This window comes from Variovorax sp. SG517 (assembly GCF_013376045.1).
In the GTDB taxonomy this organism is placed as follows: domain Bacteria; phylum Pseudomonadota; class Gammaproteobacteria; order Burkholderiales; family Burkholderiaceae_C; genus Variovorax.
The window spans coordinates 226,686-241,261 of the sequence record NZ_JABMJG010000002.1 but is presented as its reverse complement, the minus strand read 5'-3'; the positions used below and the strand labels follow the sequence as shown (position 1 = coordinate 241,261).

Sequence of the window (14,576 nt, the reverse complement as noted above, 5' to 3'; positions counted from 1 at the left end):
GGGTCGGTCGCGCCGCTTTTTTAGCATCGACCGCCTTGGGCGCCCAGCCCCGGGAAGAGCCCTCAGCCCGCCGCCGCCCCGCCCAGCTGGAAGCGGAACACCGCGCCCCTGTCCGCCTGCTGCACCAGCCTGATGTCGCTGTCGTGCAGCTGCAGAATGCGCTTGACGATCACGAGCCCCAGCCCGCCGCTGCTCGCGCTGTCGGTGCGCGAGCCGCTCATGAACACCGGGCGCATGAACAGCGCTTTCTGCAGTTCGCCTGGAATGCCGGGGCCGGTGTCGCTCACCTGCACGGCCACCCCGCCGTTCTCGGCGCGCAGTTGCACCACGATCTCGCCGCCCTCGGGCGTGTGGCGGATGGCGTTGTCCAGCAGATTGGTCAGCACGCGCTCGATCATGCCGAGGTCGGCCGACACCACCGGCAGGCCCGGCGCGATGTCGGGCTTCAGTCGCTGGCGCCTCGCCTCCGCGGCCAGCTCGAACTTCTGGAACACGTCCTGCACGAGGTCGGCGAGTGCGAAGTTCTCTTTCTCGGGCTTGACCACGCCGTATTCGAGCCGCGCCAGCTCGAACACCTCCTGCGCGAGCCGGCCCACCTTGCGGCTCTGGCCCAGGGCGATCTCGAGGTAGCGCCGCCGCTCCTCGTCGCTGAGGGTGCCGGCCTTCAGCAGCAGCGTTTCCAGGTAGCCGTGCAGCGAGGTGAGCGGCGTGCGCAGGTCGTGCGAGATGTTGGCGAAGAGTTCGCGGCGCTGCTGGTCCTGAAGCGTGAGTTCGCGCCACTGCTCGGCGATGCGCCGCGTCATCTGCGCGAAGGCTTGGCCCAGCTGGGCGATCTCGTCGTTGCCGCGCGAAAGCCGCTCCAGCGTGGGCGCCTCGCCCTCGAGCGAGTCGATGCCCTCGGTCTCGAATCTTTTCACCGCCGCGGTCAGCTCGCGCAGCGGCCGGGTGATGAGGCGGAACGCCGCAAGGCCCGCCAGCAGCCCGAGCAGCGCCACCAGTCCCATCGACCACAGCGTGGCGCGCAACACGGTGTCGGTCGCCCCGCTGGCGACCAGCGCGTCATGGTCCTGGCCCTGCAGCACCACGTAGACATAGCCAACCTCTCGCCCGTCCATGCGCAGCGGCGCGGCGCTGAACACCTTGGACGCGGTGAGACTGCGCGGATCGTCGCCCGCAATCGGCAGCGGTGCGCCCGAGAGCAGCTTGCGCACCGGCTCCAGCTCGACCCGGTTGCGCCTCAGCTGCCCGGGCGGCGCGGCCTGCGCCTTGATGCTGCCGTCCAGCGCCAGCAGGTAGACCTCCACGCTCGGGTTGACGGCCATCAGCTTGTCGAACAGGTCCTTCACCCCCGCCTGGTTGAGCCCGCCGGACTTCATGAGCTCGGAGTTCTCCGCGATATGCGCCGCGAGCCCGAGCGACAGCCGCTGGATGACCTCCTGCTCATGGACGCCGCTGGACCGCATCTGCAGCCACACCGAGGCGCCACTGCACACCAGCAGCAGCACCGCGAACACGGCGGAGAGCCGCCGCGACAGCGTGGCCCAGGCCATCACGCCATGTCCTCCCCGCTGCCGCCGGCCGACAGCTTGTAGCCGCGCCCCCACACCGTGAGGATGCGCTTCGGCTCCGCCGGATCGGCCTCCACCTTGGTGCGCAGCCGGTTGATGTGCGTGTTGACGGTGTGCTCGTAGCCGTCGTGCTGATAGCCCCAGACCTGGTTGAGCAGGTCGAGCCGAGAGAACACCTTGCCGGGGTTGCGCGCGAAGAAGTACAGCAGGTCGAACTCGCGCGGCGTGAGCTCGACCGGCTTGCCGTCAACGCGCACCTCGCGCGCCAGCGGTTCGATGTCGAGGTTGCCCAGCGTGAGGCTGCCGGAGTCCATGCGTGCGTTGCGCGCCATCGCGTCGGTACGCCGCAGCAGCGCCTTCACGCGCGCCACTAGCTCCAGCACCGAGAAGGGCTTGGCCAGGTAGTCGTCGGCGCCCAGTTCAAGGCCGAGGATGCGGTGCACCTCGCTGGAACGGGCGCTGATGATGATGATCGGCGTGTAGCGCGCCATGGCGCGGGCGCGGCGGCAGATTTCGAGGCCGTCAATGCCGGGCAGCATGAGGTCGAGCACTAGCGCGTCCCAGTTGCCCCGCTCCAGCTCGCGAAGGCCGGCGTGGCCGTCGGCGGCATGCTCGATGGCGTAGCCCTCGTCGCGCAGATGCATGCGCAGAAGTTCGGCAATGTGGGCGTCGTCCTCGACGATCAGCACGCGCTTGGCAGTGTCCATGGTGGTGCCATTGTCCCGCCATCCGACCGGCGGAGTTATCACGATTAATTGAACTTTGCGTGATGAATCGGCCATGGGGTGCGCCGAACAATCCGTCCCATGAACAGCACGACAGCCATCGCCCCTCCCGCCGCACCGGCCAAGGCCGGCCCGGTGCACCCGCTTTGGATGCGCATCTCGCACTGGCTCAATGCGCTGGCCGTGGTGCTCCTGGTGACCAGCGGCTGGCGCATCTACGACGCCGCGCCCTTCTTCCCTTTCACCATCCCGACCGTGGTCACGCTCGGAGGCTGGCTCGGCGGCGCGCTGCAGTGGCACTTCGCGGCGATGTGGCTGCTGGTGGCCAACGGCCTGTTCTACCTGTTCATGAACATCGCCACCGGCAGGCTGGCCACGAAGTTCTTTCCGCTCACGCCGCGCAGCGTGCTGCACGACGCGCTGGCCGCGCTCAAGGGCAAGCTCTCGCACGCCGACCCGCGCCACTACAACAGCGTACAGAAGCTGGCCTACCTGTTCGTGATGCTCGACCTGATCGTGATCGTGCTTTCGGGCCTGGTGCTGTGGAAGTCGGTGCAGTTCCCGGTGCTGCGCGAGCTGATGGGCGGCTACGAGTCGGCGCGCCGTGTGCACTTCTTCGGCATGGCCGCGATCGTCGCCTTCATCGTCGTGCACCTCGTGATGGTGGCCCTGGTGCCCCGCACGCTCCTCACCATGATCCGCGGCGGCAAGCCGGAAGCCCGATGAAAATCTTCAAAGCCCCCACCCTGAGCGGCATCGACGGCGACGCCGTGCTGCGCGAAGCCCGCACGCTGATCTCTAAGAAGCTCGACGAGCCCTCGCGCCGCGTGTTCCTGCGGCGTTCTCTCACCCTCGGCGGCCTGTCGCTTCTCACCGGCTGCAGCATCAGCGACAACGCGCAGGTGGAAGCCGCGCTCACGAAGATCTCGCGCTTCAACGACAAGGTGCAGGGCCTGATCTTCAGCCCGACGCAGCTCGCTCCCACCTACACCGAGGCCGAGATCACCCGCCCCTTCCCCTTCAACGCCTACTACGGCGAAGACGAGGTGCGTGAGGTCGACGAGGCCACCTACAAGCTGGAAGTGACCGGCATGGTCGCCGACAGGCACGCCTGGACGCTGGCCGAGCTGCGCGCGATGCCGCAGCAGGAGCAGATCACGCGGCACATCTGCGTGGAGGGCTGGAGCGCCATCGGCAGGTGGGGCGGCGTGCGCTTTGCCGACTTCCTGCGCCACATCGGCGCCGACCTGACGGCGAAGTACGTCGGCTTCAAGTGCGCGGACGACTACTACACCAGCATCGACATGCCCACCGCGCTGCACCCGCAGACGCTCCTGGCGCTGAGCTACGACGGCCAGCCGCTGCCGCCCAAGTACGGCTTTCCGATGAAGCTGCGCATGCCGACCAAGCTTGGCTACAAGAACCCGAAGCACATCAAGGCGATGTTCGTCACCAACACCTATTCCGGTGGCTACTGGGAAGACCAGGGCTACAACTGGTTCGGAGGGAGCTGAGGGGCCGCCAGCCGCTCGACTGCCGAAGAAAGCGAAAGGCGGAGTTCCCACGGGACCGAGCCGACATTGAAAACCCAAACCTCAACTCACTCAGGAAGACTACAGATGAACAAGCTCACCGCAACCCTGCTCGCCACCTGCATGGCCTTCGCCGGCGCCTCGGCCTTTGCCGCCGACGAAATGGCGAAGGACGGCATGGCCAAGGACTCGATGTCCAAGGACGCAATGAAGAAGGACTCGATGGCCAAGGATTCCATGTCGAAGGACGGCATGAAGAAGGATTCGATGGCGAAGGACTCCATGTCCAAGGACGCGATGAAGAAGGACGCCATGGGCAAGGACGAGATGAAGAAGTAAGCCCCCAAGGCACCTCGCAGGCGCCATTGACGTCCGAAGGATTCGGCGTCAATGTCGCGTCGGCCGATCCGCTGGTCACAGCAACTCCGCTCCCCAAGGAATTCCCAATGAAATCCCTCGCACTCACCGCAGGCACGTTGGCTGCCGCCGCCCTGGTCTGGCACGCGGTGCCGTCGTTCGCCGAAACCGCACGCCGCGTGCCCGCCCCCACCGCCGACCTGGCGGTGCAACCGGGCGCGAAGACCGAAACCGCCGTGTTCGCCGGCGGCTGCTTCTGGGGCGTGCAGGGCGTGTTCCAGCGCGTCAAGGGCGTGAGCAACGCCGTCTCGGGCTATGCCGGCGGCGAGGCGAAGACGGCGCGCTACGACGACGTCGGCTCGGGCCGCACCGGCCATGCCGAATCGGTGCGCATCACCTACGACCCGCAGCAGGTCAGCTACGGCAAGCTGCTGCAGATCTACTTCTCGGTGGCGCACGACCCGACCGAACTCAACCGCCAGGGCCCTGACACGGGCACGCAATACCGCTCCACCGTGTTCGCCGAGAACGCCGAGCAGGCCCGCATCGCCAACGCCTACATCGCGCAGCTCAACCAGGCGAAGACCTTCGGCAAGCCGCTGGCCACCACGGTCGAGATGTCGAAGCCCTTCTACGCGGCCGAGGACTACCACCAGGACTACCTGACGCTGCACCCGAGCCAGCCCTACATCGCGATCAACGACATGCCGAAGATCGACGACCTGAAGAAGCTCTTTCCTGAAAGCTACAAGGCGACGCCTTCGCTGGTGAAGGCGGCCAAGTCGGGCTGAGCGGGCGCCTGGCTATTCCTTGTATTCGCCGCGTCGCGCGGCGCGATTGGCGCTGGTGCGCTCGACCAGCGCCTGCTGGGCAGCCGCCACGTTGGCCGCGTCGCCCTTCCACGCATCGAGCGCGGGCTGCTGCACCGCTCGGGAGAACGAGAAGGTCAGCGCCCATGGCAGGCGCGACCTGTAGCGGCTATTCATTTCATTGAGCCGCGCCGACGCCAGCTGCGCCGGCTGGCCGCCCGAGAGAAAGGCCACGCCGGGCACCACGCCCGGCACGGTACGCAGCAGGCACCGCACAGTCGCCTCGGCCACCGCCTCCACGGAATCCTGCACGGCGGCCTTCAGCCCCGGCAGCACCATGTTGGGCTTCAGCAGCATGCCTTCGAGCAGAACGCCCTGCGCGCGCAGCTCGACGAAGGTGCGGTGAAGCACTTCCTCCGTGACCTCGGCACACCGGGCGAGCGAATGATCGCCGTCCATCAGCACCTCGGGCTCGACGATGGGCACCAGCCCGGCTTCCTGGCACAGGGCGGCATAGCGCGCCAGCGCATGTGCGTTGACGCGGATGCAGGCGCGGCTCGGCAGGCCGTCGCCGATGGCGATCACGCCGCGCCACTTGGCGAAGCGCGCGCCCATCGTGGCGTATTCGGCAAGGCGCTCGCGCAAGCCGTCGAGTCCTTCGGTGACGGTCTCGCCAGGATGGCCGGCCAGCGGCTTGGCGCCCGTGTCCACCTTAATGCCAGGAATGATGCCGGCATCGGCCAGCGCCTTCGCGAAGGGCTGGCCTGCGTTGGTCTTCTGCCGGATCGTCTCGTCGAACAGGATCGCGCCCGAGATGCTGTCGGCCAGCCCCGGCGCCGTGACGATCAGCTCGCGCCAGTCGCGCCTCGCGGCTTCTGTCTGCGGTATGCCGAGCGCGGCGAAGCGCTTGTTGCAGGTGGCGTTGCTCTCGTCCATCGCGAGCAGGCCCTTGTCGTCCGCGACGAGCGCGCGGGCGGTGTCGATCAGTGTTCGTTCGGTCATGCGGGGCACCTCTCTGGCGGGCATGGTACGCCCGTGCCGCTCACTCGTTAACACCGCGAACCTGATCGCTGGCCGACTTGGCGGCACAGCCTGTGCGGCCGGCTGGGTCTTTATCGAGCTGCAGCATGCGGGCAGTAACCTCCTCGCCGTCGGGACGGAAAGGAAACTGAATGGAACGCTGGTTACGAGAGCGCCAAGCGCGCCCTAGATCACGTTCTTCTCGAGCAGCGGCCTGTTCTCGAGAATCCGCGCGAAGGACACCGGCGACAGGTCGAGGCTGCGGTACTCGCCGAAGCGGATCAGCTCCGCGATGCCCCGCCCCGCCGCCGGGCACTGCTGCAGGCCATGGCCCGAGAAGCCGTTGGCGAAGTAGAGGTTGTCGCAGTCGGGATGCAGGCCGAGGATCGCGTTGTGGTCGAACAGGTTCATCTCGTAGTAGCCGGCCCAGGCGCCGGTCATGCGGATGGCTTCGAAGGCAGGCACGCGCTCGGCCAGCGCGGGCCAGATGAGGCTGTCGAAGGCTTCGTACTCGACTTCCAGCGGTGCGTCGTCGGCATCCTGGTCTTCGGGCGGTGCGAAGCCGCAGATGAACTGGCGGCCTTCCGGGCGCAGCCAGATGCTGGAGGTGTCGATCACCAGCGGGCATCCGGGCAGCGTCTCGGGGCATGAGAAGCTGAATACGCTGCGGCGCCGGCCGCGCACCGGCAGTTCGATGCCGGCCCACCGCGCCACCGTCGCGGCCCACGCGCCCGCGGCGTTGACGACGACGTCGGCCTCCAGCGTCTCGCCACTGTCGAGCTGCACGCCGGTCACGGTGCGTCCGTGGCGGCGCAGCCCCGTCGCATGCGCCTGCACGTAGCGCACGCCTTGCGACACCGCTTTCCTGCGGAAGGCCTGCAGCAGGCTGTAGCCGTCATACCAGCCCTCGCCCGAAAGGCCCAGCGAAGCCAGCTCGACGCCTTCCGTCGATATCCATGGAAAGCGCGCCTTCAGCTCGTCGGGCGCCAGCAGCGCCACGTCCACCGCGTGCGCTTTCTGCATCGCGTGGTTCTCGCGCAGCACGTCCACACCGGCCTGCGAGGCCAGGTACAGGTAGCCCGGCTCGACGAGGCCGATGTTGGGCACGTCGTCGCCCACGCGCAGGGTCTGGCCGAGATTGCGGAAGAAGTCGATGCCGTAGAGCGACATCCGGATGTTGATGGCGGTGGAGAACTGCTGGCGGATCGAACTCGCCGACAGCGCGGACGAGGCCTGTCTGTACGAAAAGTCGCGCTCGATCACCGTGACTTCGAAGCGCTCGCCTTCCGGATCGCGGGTCAGGAAGTAGGCGATGGCGGAGCCGATGGCCCCGCCGCCGACGATCACCACACGGCGCATGACTTGCCTTTCTTTTTTGCTCGACCGCACGCACGCAGAATAGCGCCGATGAGAAAAGACATTCCCAACCTGGGCGCGCTGCAGGCCTTCGAGGCCTCGGCGCGGCTGGGCAGTTTCACCCGTGCGGCGAGCGAACTGGCGCTCACGCAAAGCGCCGTCGGCCGGCAGGTGGCGATGCTCGAGCAGCGGCTGGGCGTGCCGCTGTTCTCAAGGGTGCGGCGCCGGCTCACGCTCACCGACGTTGGCCGCGAATATGCGGCGCGAATCCGCCGCCACCTCGACCAGATCCGCCGCGACACGCTGGAGATCAGCGCCGGCCATGAGATGGGCTTCGTGCTGGAGCTTGCCGTGGTGCCCACCTTCGCCACGCAGTGGCTCATACCGCGGCTGCCGGAATTCAGCCGGCTGCACCCGAACATCACCGTGAACCTCTCGGCGCGCTCGCAGCCTTTTTCGTTCCAGGAGAACGCCTACGACGCGGCCATCTACTTCGGCGACCAGTTCTGGCCGAACACGCGCGGCGGGCTGATCTTTTCCGAGGGCGAGATGGTGCCCATCTGCAGCCCGTCCTTCCGCGACGCGCACGGCCCCTGGGACGAAGCGGGCTTCGAGCGCTGCCGCCACGTGCACTTGAGCACGCGCGCCCATGCGTGGCGCGACTGGTACGCCCAGCAGGGCTGGGAATACACGGTGCACGCCTCGCGCGGGCCGCGTTACGAACTGTTCACGATGGTGGTGGCGGCCACGGCCGCCGGCATGGGCGTGGGGCTGGCCCCGCGCATCCTGATCGAGCACGAACTGCGCACCGGCGAGCTGGTGATCCCGGTCGACCGGCACCTGGACGTGCGCCAGGGCTACTACTTCGCCTACCCAGAAGGCCGGCCGGCCTCGGGAGCGCTGGAGGATTTCAAGCGCTGGGTGCTGGGGCTGACGCCGGAATAGCACCCTGCCCGGTCCTGTCTATACCGGACATGCCCGGGGTTGGTGGGCCGGCCACGCGATGCCCCTTTCCGGGGCATTCGTCCTCTGGACGCTGGGTACCCCTTGCCCGGCTTGATGCTTAACTATTCGAAATAGAAGCCGATTCCCTCCGTCAATCTCTGTCATCCTTGTAACAATTTGCGTGACGGCCTCGCGCCAGCCATATATATTGCGCCAACGAAGCAACTGCCGCGTTCTCTGCCGTGCCGCACCGCAGCACCAGGAGCTACCGGCCCTTGCCCGCGGCGGGATCAAATCCAATGTCATTGTCTGTTTGGGTCAGGATTCGCTTGCCGCTGGCCATTCTCATGGCCGGCGCGGGGCTGTCGATCGCCCTTGCCGTGTCCGCCCACCAGGAGATCGGGCGCAGCGCCCAGGCCCGCTTCGACGCCACCGCCTTCGACCTGGCGCGCAAGGTGGAAGCCCGCTTCGACGACTACATCGCCGTGCTGACCGGCCTGCGCGCGCGCTTCAACACCCCCGGGGGCGTGACGCGCAACGACTTCAGGGACTACGTCGCGGGCCTGAACCTGGAAACCGCCTACCCCGGCTTCCAGGCCGTCAACTACGCGCCCAGCATCGCGGCCAAGGACAGGGCGGCCTTCGAGGAAAAGGTGCGCGGCGATGCCGGCGTGGCCTCGGGCTTCGCCATCAAGCCGCCCGGCAAGCGGGACATCTACTACCCGCTCATCTACATCGAGCCGCAGGCCGGCAACGAGAGGCTGCTCGGCAATGACCTGGGCGCGATGCCCGACCGGGGCGACGCGCTCGAGCAGGGACGCGACACCGGCGGGCTGGTCACCTCCGGCCGCAAGGTCCGCATTCCGGGCCGCGAGTCCGACATCGGGCTGGCGATGCGGCTGCCGGTCTACCAGCCGGGCCAGCCGCTCGACACGCTCGAGCAGCGGCGCAGTGCCTACATGGGTTCGGTCGGCGCGGGCTTCAGCATCGCGGGAATGCTGCGCGACATGGTCAGCCCCGACGCCGCGAAGACGCTGCGCCTCCGCCTGGTCGATGCCGGGCCGGGCAAGGGGGCGATCGGCACGCGCATCGAAACCCGGTTCGTCGCGCCCACCGCGTACAGCGAGCAGCAGCTGTTGTTCGACACCGCCGGCATGGCGAAGCCCCTGGCCGCGCCCGCGCACAGCCTCCAGCGCATGCTGGGCTTCGAGCTGGGCGGCCACTCCTGGCTCGTGGAGGTCAGCCAGGACGAGAGCCAGGTCTTCGGCCCGCTCGACAAGGCCATCCCGTGGTTTATCGTCTTCGGTGGATTCGCCGCCAGCATGCTGCTGGCCGGCATCGTCTTCTCGCTGACCACCTCGCGCAGCCGGGCCCAGGTGCTGGCACTGGAAATGACCAGCCACCTGCGCGCCAGCGAACGCCAGTGGAAAGACGCCCAGCAGATGGCCAGCCTGGGCAGCTGGACCCTCGACCCCGAGACCGGCGCCCTCGAATGCTCGGAGGAAGCCCGGCGCATCCTGGGCTTCGACACCGACCCCGTCCAGCCGGACCTGGCGGCCCTGCTCTCGCGTGTTCCGGCGCCCGAGCGCGCCACGGTGCACCGGCAGATCACGCTGGCCTCGCAGTCCTCGGAGCGCAACGAGTTCGAGCACCGCCTGTGCCTGCACGACGGCACGGAGCGCTGGCTCCACGTCATCGCGCAATCGGTCGAGGAAGACGGCAGGATGGTGGTGCGCGGCACCGTGCGCGACGCCACGCGGCCGCGCAAGGACGCGCTGCGCCAGAAGCTCGAATACAAGATCGCCCGGCTGCTGGCCGGCGACGGCAGGGCCGAGACGGTGATGGGGCTGGCGCTGGAGGCGATATGCACCGACCTGCGCTGGGACTGCGGCGCGCTGTGGAGCGTAGGCGACGACGGCCTGGCCCGCTGCACCGTCGCCTGGCATGCCGACAACGATCCGGCGGTGCGGCAGTTCGTCGAAGCCAGCCAGTCGCTCGCCTACCGGCCCGGCGAAGGCTCGCTGGGCCGCGCCTGGGGAATCGGCAGCGTCGTGCGGATCGACACGCAGACCGCGCCCAGCCATTTCGCCCGCGACACCATGGCCCGCGAAGCCGGCCTGGGCGTGGGCCTGATCGTGCCGATGGTCGCCACCGACGCGACCACGGCGCTGGAGCTTTTCGGCTCCAGCCCCTACGCCGCCGACGCCGAGACGCTCGAGTCGCTGCGCGTGATCGCGCTGCAGATCGCCCAGTACCGGCAGCGCAAGCAGGCCGAGCGCAGCCTTCGCTTCATGGCCAGCCACGACGAGCTGACCGGGCTGCTCAACCGCTCCGCGCTGCAAAGCGAGCTCGACCGCGCCATCAAGCGCAGCAACCGCAGCCAGAAGCAATTCGCGGTGCTGTTCGTCGACCTGGATCGCTTCAAGCACATCAACGATACGCTGGGCCACGGCGCGGGCGACGAAATGATCAGGATCTGCGGCGAGCGCCTCGCGGCCCTGCTGCGCGATTCCGAAGTCGTGGCGCGTTTCGGCGGCGACGAGTTCGTGCTGCTGCTGGAGAACCTGTGCAGCGCCAACGACGCGGCGGAGCTGGCCGAAAAGGTGCTGGCCACCTGCGCCGAGCCGTTCCTCATCAACACGCGCGAGCTGCACGTCAGCGCCAGCGTGGGCGTGAGCATCTATCCGGAGAACGGAGGCGATGCCGAGACGCTGCTGAAGAACGCCGACACCGCGATGTACCAGGCCAAGAAGAAGGGCCGCAACACCTACCGCTTCTACGCGGCCAAGATGAACGCGCAGAGCACCGAGCAGCTGATGCTGGAGAGCGCGCTGCGCCATGCGCTGGAGCGCGGCGAGCTGGAAATGCACTACCAGCCGAAGCTGAACCTGCACACCCAGCGCATCGTCGGCGTCGAGGCGCTGATGCGCTGGCACCATCCGGGCCTGGGCATGATCCCGCCGGTCCAGTTCATCCCCATCGCCGAGGAGCTGGGCCTGATCCTTTCCATGGGCAAGTGGGCGCTGGAACAGGCCTGCGCCGATGCGCTCGCGTGGCAGAAGTTCGGCCTGCCGGCGGTGGTGACCAGCGTGAACCTGTCGCCGCGCCAGTTCGAGAGCCGCACGCTCATCGCCGACATCAAGGCCGTGCTGGAGTCGTCGGGCCTCGACCCGTCGCTGCTGGAGCTGGAGATCACCGAAGGCGCGGTGATGGCGAACCCCGAGCATGCGGCGGAGCTGCTGCGCACCATCCGCGACATGGGCGTGGGCCTTGCCATCGACGATTTCGGCACGGGCTATTCCTCGCTCTCCTACCTGAAGCACTTCCCGCTCTCCACGGTCAAGATCGACCGCTCGTTCATCAACGACCTTTCGCAGGATGCGGACGCACGCGCGCTCATCGACGGGATCATCACCCTCTCCCACGGCCTGCGGATGAAGGTCGTGGCCGAGGGCATCGAGACCGCCGCCCAGCTCGAGTACCTGCGCAGCCACGGATGCGACGAGGCCCAGGGCTACTGGCTGTGCAAGCCCGTGCCGGCGGACGAGGCTCGCGATTTCATGGCGCGTCACCTGCGCAACCAGTTTGCTCCATCGGTGGTGGCCTGACGGCCCGACCGTCGGCGCAATCGTCACCGGGCACGCTCGCCCGGACCTACCCACCACCTCACAGGAGCTTTCATGACTCACCCCACCCAGCGCAAGACACTGGAACAGACGATCGCCGCCATCGAGGCGCTCGACCTCACGATGATCAAGTTCAAGGCCTGCCGCAAGGAAGACGGCTACGGCTGGTCGCCCGGCTACGCGAACCAGATGGAGGTGGCCTACAAGCGCTACCTGATGCTGCACGCCAGGCACCCCGAGCTGACGCTCGCCCCCGAACAGGACGTAGACCGCTTCTGGCACATGCACATCCTCGACACGCGCAAGTACGCGGCGGATTGCGAAGCCACCTTCGGCTACTTCCTGCACCACTTCCCGTATCTCGGCCTGCGCGGCGAGGACGACGCCAAGGCGCTGCAGGCGGCGTTCGAGGAAATGCAGCGTCTGTCGGCAGAGGAATTCGGCGAGCCGGCATCCGCGGCTCGCCGCGAAGCGACCGGCGATGCAGCCGCGTGGTGCTCGCTGGAGGCAGCCAAGCCTGCGGCCGCCTGGTGCTCGCTCGAGGCCGGCAAGCCATCGGCCGCATGGTGCTCGGCGGAAGCGGTCAAACCCACGGCAGCTTGGTGCTCCCTGGAAGCAGCCAAGCCTTCCGCCGCATGGTGTTCGCTGGAAGCAGCCAAGCCTGCGGCGGCATGGTGCTCGCTGGAGGCAGGCAAGCCTTCCGCCGCATGGTGCTCGCTGGAAGCGGCCAAGCCTGCGGCTGCATGGTGCTCGCTGGAGGCAGGCAAGCCCTCGGCAGCCTGGTGCTCGCTGGAAGCCGGCTCCGCCGACGGCACGATGCCTGCGGCGACTGCCCCGTCGAAGGCCAGCGCGCCCGAGCCCGTAGCCTCAAGCCGGGCTTGAACGGATGAAGGACCGGCGAGGGAACGAATCAGCCGGTCCGTCTTGCCCCTTCCCTGCTAGACCGGATTGGGATTTCGCTCGAGAAAGCCCTGCTGGTGCCAATAGGGATAGGCCCGCGTAGTCGCGCTGGCCGCATCCAGTTCGGCGACCTGCGCGGGCGTGAGGTTCCAGCCCACCGCGCCGAGGTTCTGGCGCAGCTGGGCCTCGTCCCGCGCGCCGATCACCACGCTCGACACTGTCGGGCACTGCAGCAGCCAGTTGAGCGCGACCTGCGGCACCGTCTTGCCGACTTCGGCACCGACCTTCTCCAGCGCATCCACCACGCGGTACAGCAGTTCGTCGGGCACGGGCGATTCGGCCGCACCGGACGGCTGGCCACAAGTGGTTGACAAAGTCATCACGCAGTTCACTTTTTAAGCATTTAGCATGCGCCGCGAGGTCGAGGCCGCGTGCTCATTCGATGCGCGAGACCCGGCCTCGGTAGAGAGTCGATAACCAACAAATTCTTCAGGGAGGAAAACCCATGCTTGTCGAAATCGACAACCACGGAATGGTCAGTCACGCGCGCGTCCGGCGTGCGCGCAGTCCACAGATCGAACGAGGCAAACGCGTCGGCGCCATCACCGGCATCGTCGTGCACCAGACCGACGCCGATACGCTGGATTCATCGCTGAACAGCTACAGGAACCCCAAGGCGAATGGAGCGCACTTTCTCATCGACAAGGATGGGACGATCTATCAGACGGCTGCGATTTATCAGAGGACGAATCATGTGGGGCCGTTGAAGGCGCGGTGTCTGGTGATGAAGACATGCAAGCCGGACGATTTTCCGAAGAAGGGAGGAGCAGCGGCGATGCATCGGATCGAGATGCAGAAAGTGCCCGGTGATCGTTATCCGGGCAACATGGAGGCCATTGGGATCGAGATGGTTGGCAGGGCCAGGCTGCCGGAGGGGTTCAAACCTACCCTCCAACAAAAGAAGAGGAACCTGACTCCTGAGGAGATACGCGGGGAATCCGCAATTTTCCCAACACCGACTGCCGCCCAGAACCAGTCTCTGTCATGGCTTGTCAGGGTGCTCCAGGATTCGATACAGGTTGAATCAAGCGAGGTCTTTCATCATCCTGAAGTCAGCAGAAAGAACCCCACCGAGGCGCAAGGCGCCAATTGGAATCTGCCGGTACCAACACCATGATCAGAATCAGCACCTTTTTGACGGCACTGGCCGCAGCAGTGAGCGCTGTCCCGGTTCAAGCCGCCGACAAACGATATCCAGTCAGTTCCGTAAGCAGGATCGAGATCGTCGAGCCCTCCAGCGCAACCGCCTGGGAAAACAAGGACTTCCTGGATTGCTCGGATGTCATCCTGACCGAGGAGGACGTGCGTTACGCGCTGCAGCACATCCGAAGAGTCTCCCGGAATTCCTACTTCAGCGAGTACACCGAAAGAACGGGCTGCTCGGGCGGTGCATCGGTCACATTCAAAAATGGAAAGATCATTGTCATCGGCGTCGAACCCACAGGACGAATCAACATCTTCGAGGCGGACGCGAAGCTGGAGCCCACCAAAGCCCCGGAACGCTTCTACGAATGCGCTCCCTGCAAGGGCCGCAAGATGGCGCTTCTGAAAGACGCACTGGATCGAGCAGACGAGCGGCGGCTCAGGAAGCTCGAGGCAGCGGGAAAGATTCCTCCCGGCGAAGCCGAGCGCCGGCTGAAAGCCCTGCGCGCCAGCCGCTGACCGCGTTCACCCAACC

13 protein-coding genes and 1 pseudogene are annotated in these 14,576 nt (G+C 66.9%); 9 read left to right on the top strand and 5 right to left on the bottom strand.

The features are described 5' to 3' along the window. Nucleotides 1–62: 62 nt before the first annotated feature. Together FHT32_RS06620 and FHT32_RS06615 are read right to left on the bottom strand one after the other, a co-directional pair. Nucleotides 63–1,550, bottom strand: coding sequence for a HAMP domain-containing sensor histidine kinase (locus FHT32_RS06620; protein WP_176663849.1), 1,488 nt, complete (start codon nt 1,548–1,550; stop codon nt 63–65). After that, a complete protein-coding gene (locus FHT32_RS06615; RefSeq protein WP_176663848.1) occupies nt 1,550–2,275 on the bottom strand; it encodes a response regulator transcription factor in 726 nt (241 codons plus the stop codon). The genes FHT32_RS06620 and FHT32_RS06615 overlap by 1 nt, the downstream gene beginning before the upstream one ends. A 99-nt stretch (nt 2,276–2,374) precedes the next feature. On the opposite strand from FHT32_RS06615, the gene FHT32_RS06610 reads away from it, so the two are divergent. The 4 genes from FHT32_RS06610 (at nt 2,375) to msrA (ending at nt 4,973) form a co-directional block, all read left to right on the top strand. Further along, a complete protein-coding gene (locus tag FHT32_RS06610; RefSeq protein WP_176663847.1) occupies nt 2,375–3,019 on the top strand; it encodes a cytochrome b/b6 domain-containing protein in 645 nt (214 codons plus the stop codon). After that, nucleotides 3,016–3,807: a molybdopterin-dependent oxidoreductase gene (locus FHT32_RS06605; protein ID WP_176663846.1), complete on the top strand. Its 792-nt coding sequence runs from the start codon at nt 3,016–3,018 to the stop codon at nt 3,805–3,807. The genes FHT32_RS06610 and FHT32_RS06605 overlap by 4 nt, the downstream gene beginning before the upstream one ends. A gap of 105 nt (nt 3,808–3,912) precedes the next feature. Next, complete coding sequence (locus tag FHT32_RS06600) at nt 3,913–4,164, top strand: pentapeptide MXKDX repeat protein (protein ID WP_019652918.1); 252 nt, start codon at nt 3,913–3,915, stop codon at nt 4,162–4,164. A 107-nt stretch (nt 4,165–4,271) separates the two neighbouring features. Beyond that, nucleotides 4,272–4,973: a peptide-methionine (S)-S-oxide reductase MsrA gene (gene msrA / locus FHT32_RS06595; protein ID WP_176663845.1), complete on the top strand. Its 702-nt coding sequence runs from the start codon at nt 4,272–4,274 to the stop codon at nt 4,971–4,973. Between the two features lie 12 nt (nt 4,974–4,985). On the opposite strand, the gene FHT32_RS06590 is transcribed toward msrA, so the two are convergent. Both FHT32_RS06590 and FHT32_RS06585 read right to left on the bottom strand, forming a co-directional pair. Beyond that, nucleotides 4,986–5,993 (bottom strand): class I fructose-bisphosphate aldolase, encoded by a 1,008-nt coding sequence (locus tag FHT32_RS06590; protein ID WP_176663844.1) that lies wholly within the window; start codon nt 5,991–5,993, stop codon nt 4,986–4,988. 204 nt (nt 5,994–6,197) lie between these two features. After that, on the bottom strand, nt 6,198–7,370 hold the full coding sequence (locus FHT32_RS06585) for an FAD-binding oxidoreductase (RefSeq protein WP_176663843.1): 1,173 nt from the start codon (nt 7,368–7,370) through the stop codon (nt 6,198–6,200). 48 nt (nt 7,371–7,418) lie between these two features. Between FHT32_RS06585 and FHT32_RS06580 the strand changes: the two genes are divergently transcribed. From FHT32_RS06580 to FHT32_RS06570, 3 genes are all read left to right on the top strand, one after another. Further along, complete coding sequence (locus FHT32_RS06580; protein ID WP_176663842.1) at nt 7,419–8,312, top strand: LysR substrate-binding domain-containing protein; 894 nt, start codon at nt 7,419–7,421, stop codon at nt 8,310–8,312. 329 nt (nt 8,313–8,641) lie between these two features. Then, the gene (locus FHT32_RS06575; RefSeq protein WP_256098902.1) at nt 8,642–11,920 is read left to right on the top strand and encodes an EAL domain-containing protein; all 3,279 of its coding nucleotides are present in this window, start codon (nt 8,642–8,644) and stop codon (nt 11,918–11,920) included. Between the two features lie 72 nt (nt 11,921–11,992). Beyond that, on the top strand, nt 11,993–12,820 hold the full coding sequence (locus FHT32_RS06570; protein WP_256098901.1) for a hypothetical protein: 828 nt from the start codon (nt 11,993–11,995) through the stop codon (nt 12,818–12,820). Nucleotides 12,821–12,876: 56 nt separating this feature from the next. Here the strand turns inward: FHT32_RS06570 and FHT32_RS06565 are convergent. Continuing rightward, nucleotides 12,877–13,170, bottom strand: a pseudogene (locus tag FHT32_RS06565) (aldo/keto reductase); the annotation flags it as partial. A gap of 173 nt (nt 13,171–13,343) precedes the next feature. Here FHT32_RS06565 and FHT32_RS06560 point away from each other — a divergent pair. Next, nucleotides 13,344–14,015, top strand: a complete 672-nt coding sequence (locus FHT32_RS06560) for an N-acetylmuramoyl-L-alanine amidase (protein WP_176663839.1) — start codon at nt 13,344–13,346, stop codon at nt 14,013–14,015. Then, nucleotides 14,012–14,560, top strand: coding sequence for a hypothetical protein (locus FHT32_RS06555; protein WP_176663838.1), 549 nt, complete (start codon nt 14,012–14,014; stop codon nt 14,558–14,560). Before FHT32_RS06560 ends, FHT32_RS06555 begins: the two co-directional genes overlap by 4 nt. The last annotated feature ends 16 nt before the right edge of the window (nt 14,561–14,576 follow it).

Excerpts from the sequence above, each read along its gene's own strand:
- FHT32_RS06580 (WP_176663842.1), top strand. The coding sequence starts at position 7,419 with ATGAGAAAAGACATTCCCAACCTGGGCGCGCTGCAGGCCTTCGAGGCC.
- FHT32_RS06610 (WP_176663847.1), top strand. The coding sequence starts at position 2,375 with ATGAACAGCACGACAGCCATCGCCCCTCCCGCCGCACCGGCCAAGGCC.
- FHT32_RS06620 (WP_176663849.1), bottom strand. The coding sequence starts at position 1,550 with ATGGCCTGGGCCACGCTGTCGCGGCGGCTCTCCGCCGTGTTCGCGGTG.
- FHT32_RS06605 (WP_176663846.1), top strand. The coding sequence starts at position 3,016 with ATGAAAATCTTCAAAGCCCCCACCCTGAGCGGCATCGACGGCGACGCC.
- FHT32_RS06600 (WP_019652918.1), top strand. The coding sequence starts at position 3,913 with ATGAACAAGCTCACCGCAACCCTGCTCGCCACCTGCATGGCCTTCGCC.
- FHT32_RS06590 (WP_176663844.1), bottom strand. The coding sequence starts at position 5,993 with ATGACCGAACGAACACTGATCGACACCGCCCGCGCGCTCGTCGCGGAC.
- FHT32_RS06560 (WP_176663839.1), top strand. The coding sequence starts at position 13,344 with ATGCTTGTCGAAATCGACAACCACGGAATGGTCAGTCACGCGCGCGTC.
- FHT32_RS06570 (WP_256098901.1), top strand. The coding sequence starts at position 11,993 with ATGACTCACCCCACCCAGCGCAAGACACTGGAACAGACGATCGCCGCC.
- FHT32_RS06585 (WP_176663843.1), bottom strand. The coding sequence starts at position 7,370 with ATGCGCCGTGTGGTGATCGTCGGCGGCGGGGCCATCGGCTCCGCCATC.
- msrA (WP_176663845.1), top strand. The coding sequence starts at position 4,272 with ATGAAATCCCTCGCACTCACCGCAGGCACGTTGGCTGCCGCCGCCCTG.
- FHT32_RS06615 (WP_176663848.1), bottom strand. The coding sequence starts at position 2,275 with ATGGACACTGCCAAGCGCGTGCTGATCGTCGAGGACGACGCCCACATT.
- FHT32_RS06555 (WP_176663838.1), top strand. The coding sequence starts at position 14,012 with ATGATCAGAATCAGCACCTTTTTGACGGCACTGGCCGCAGCAGTGAGC.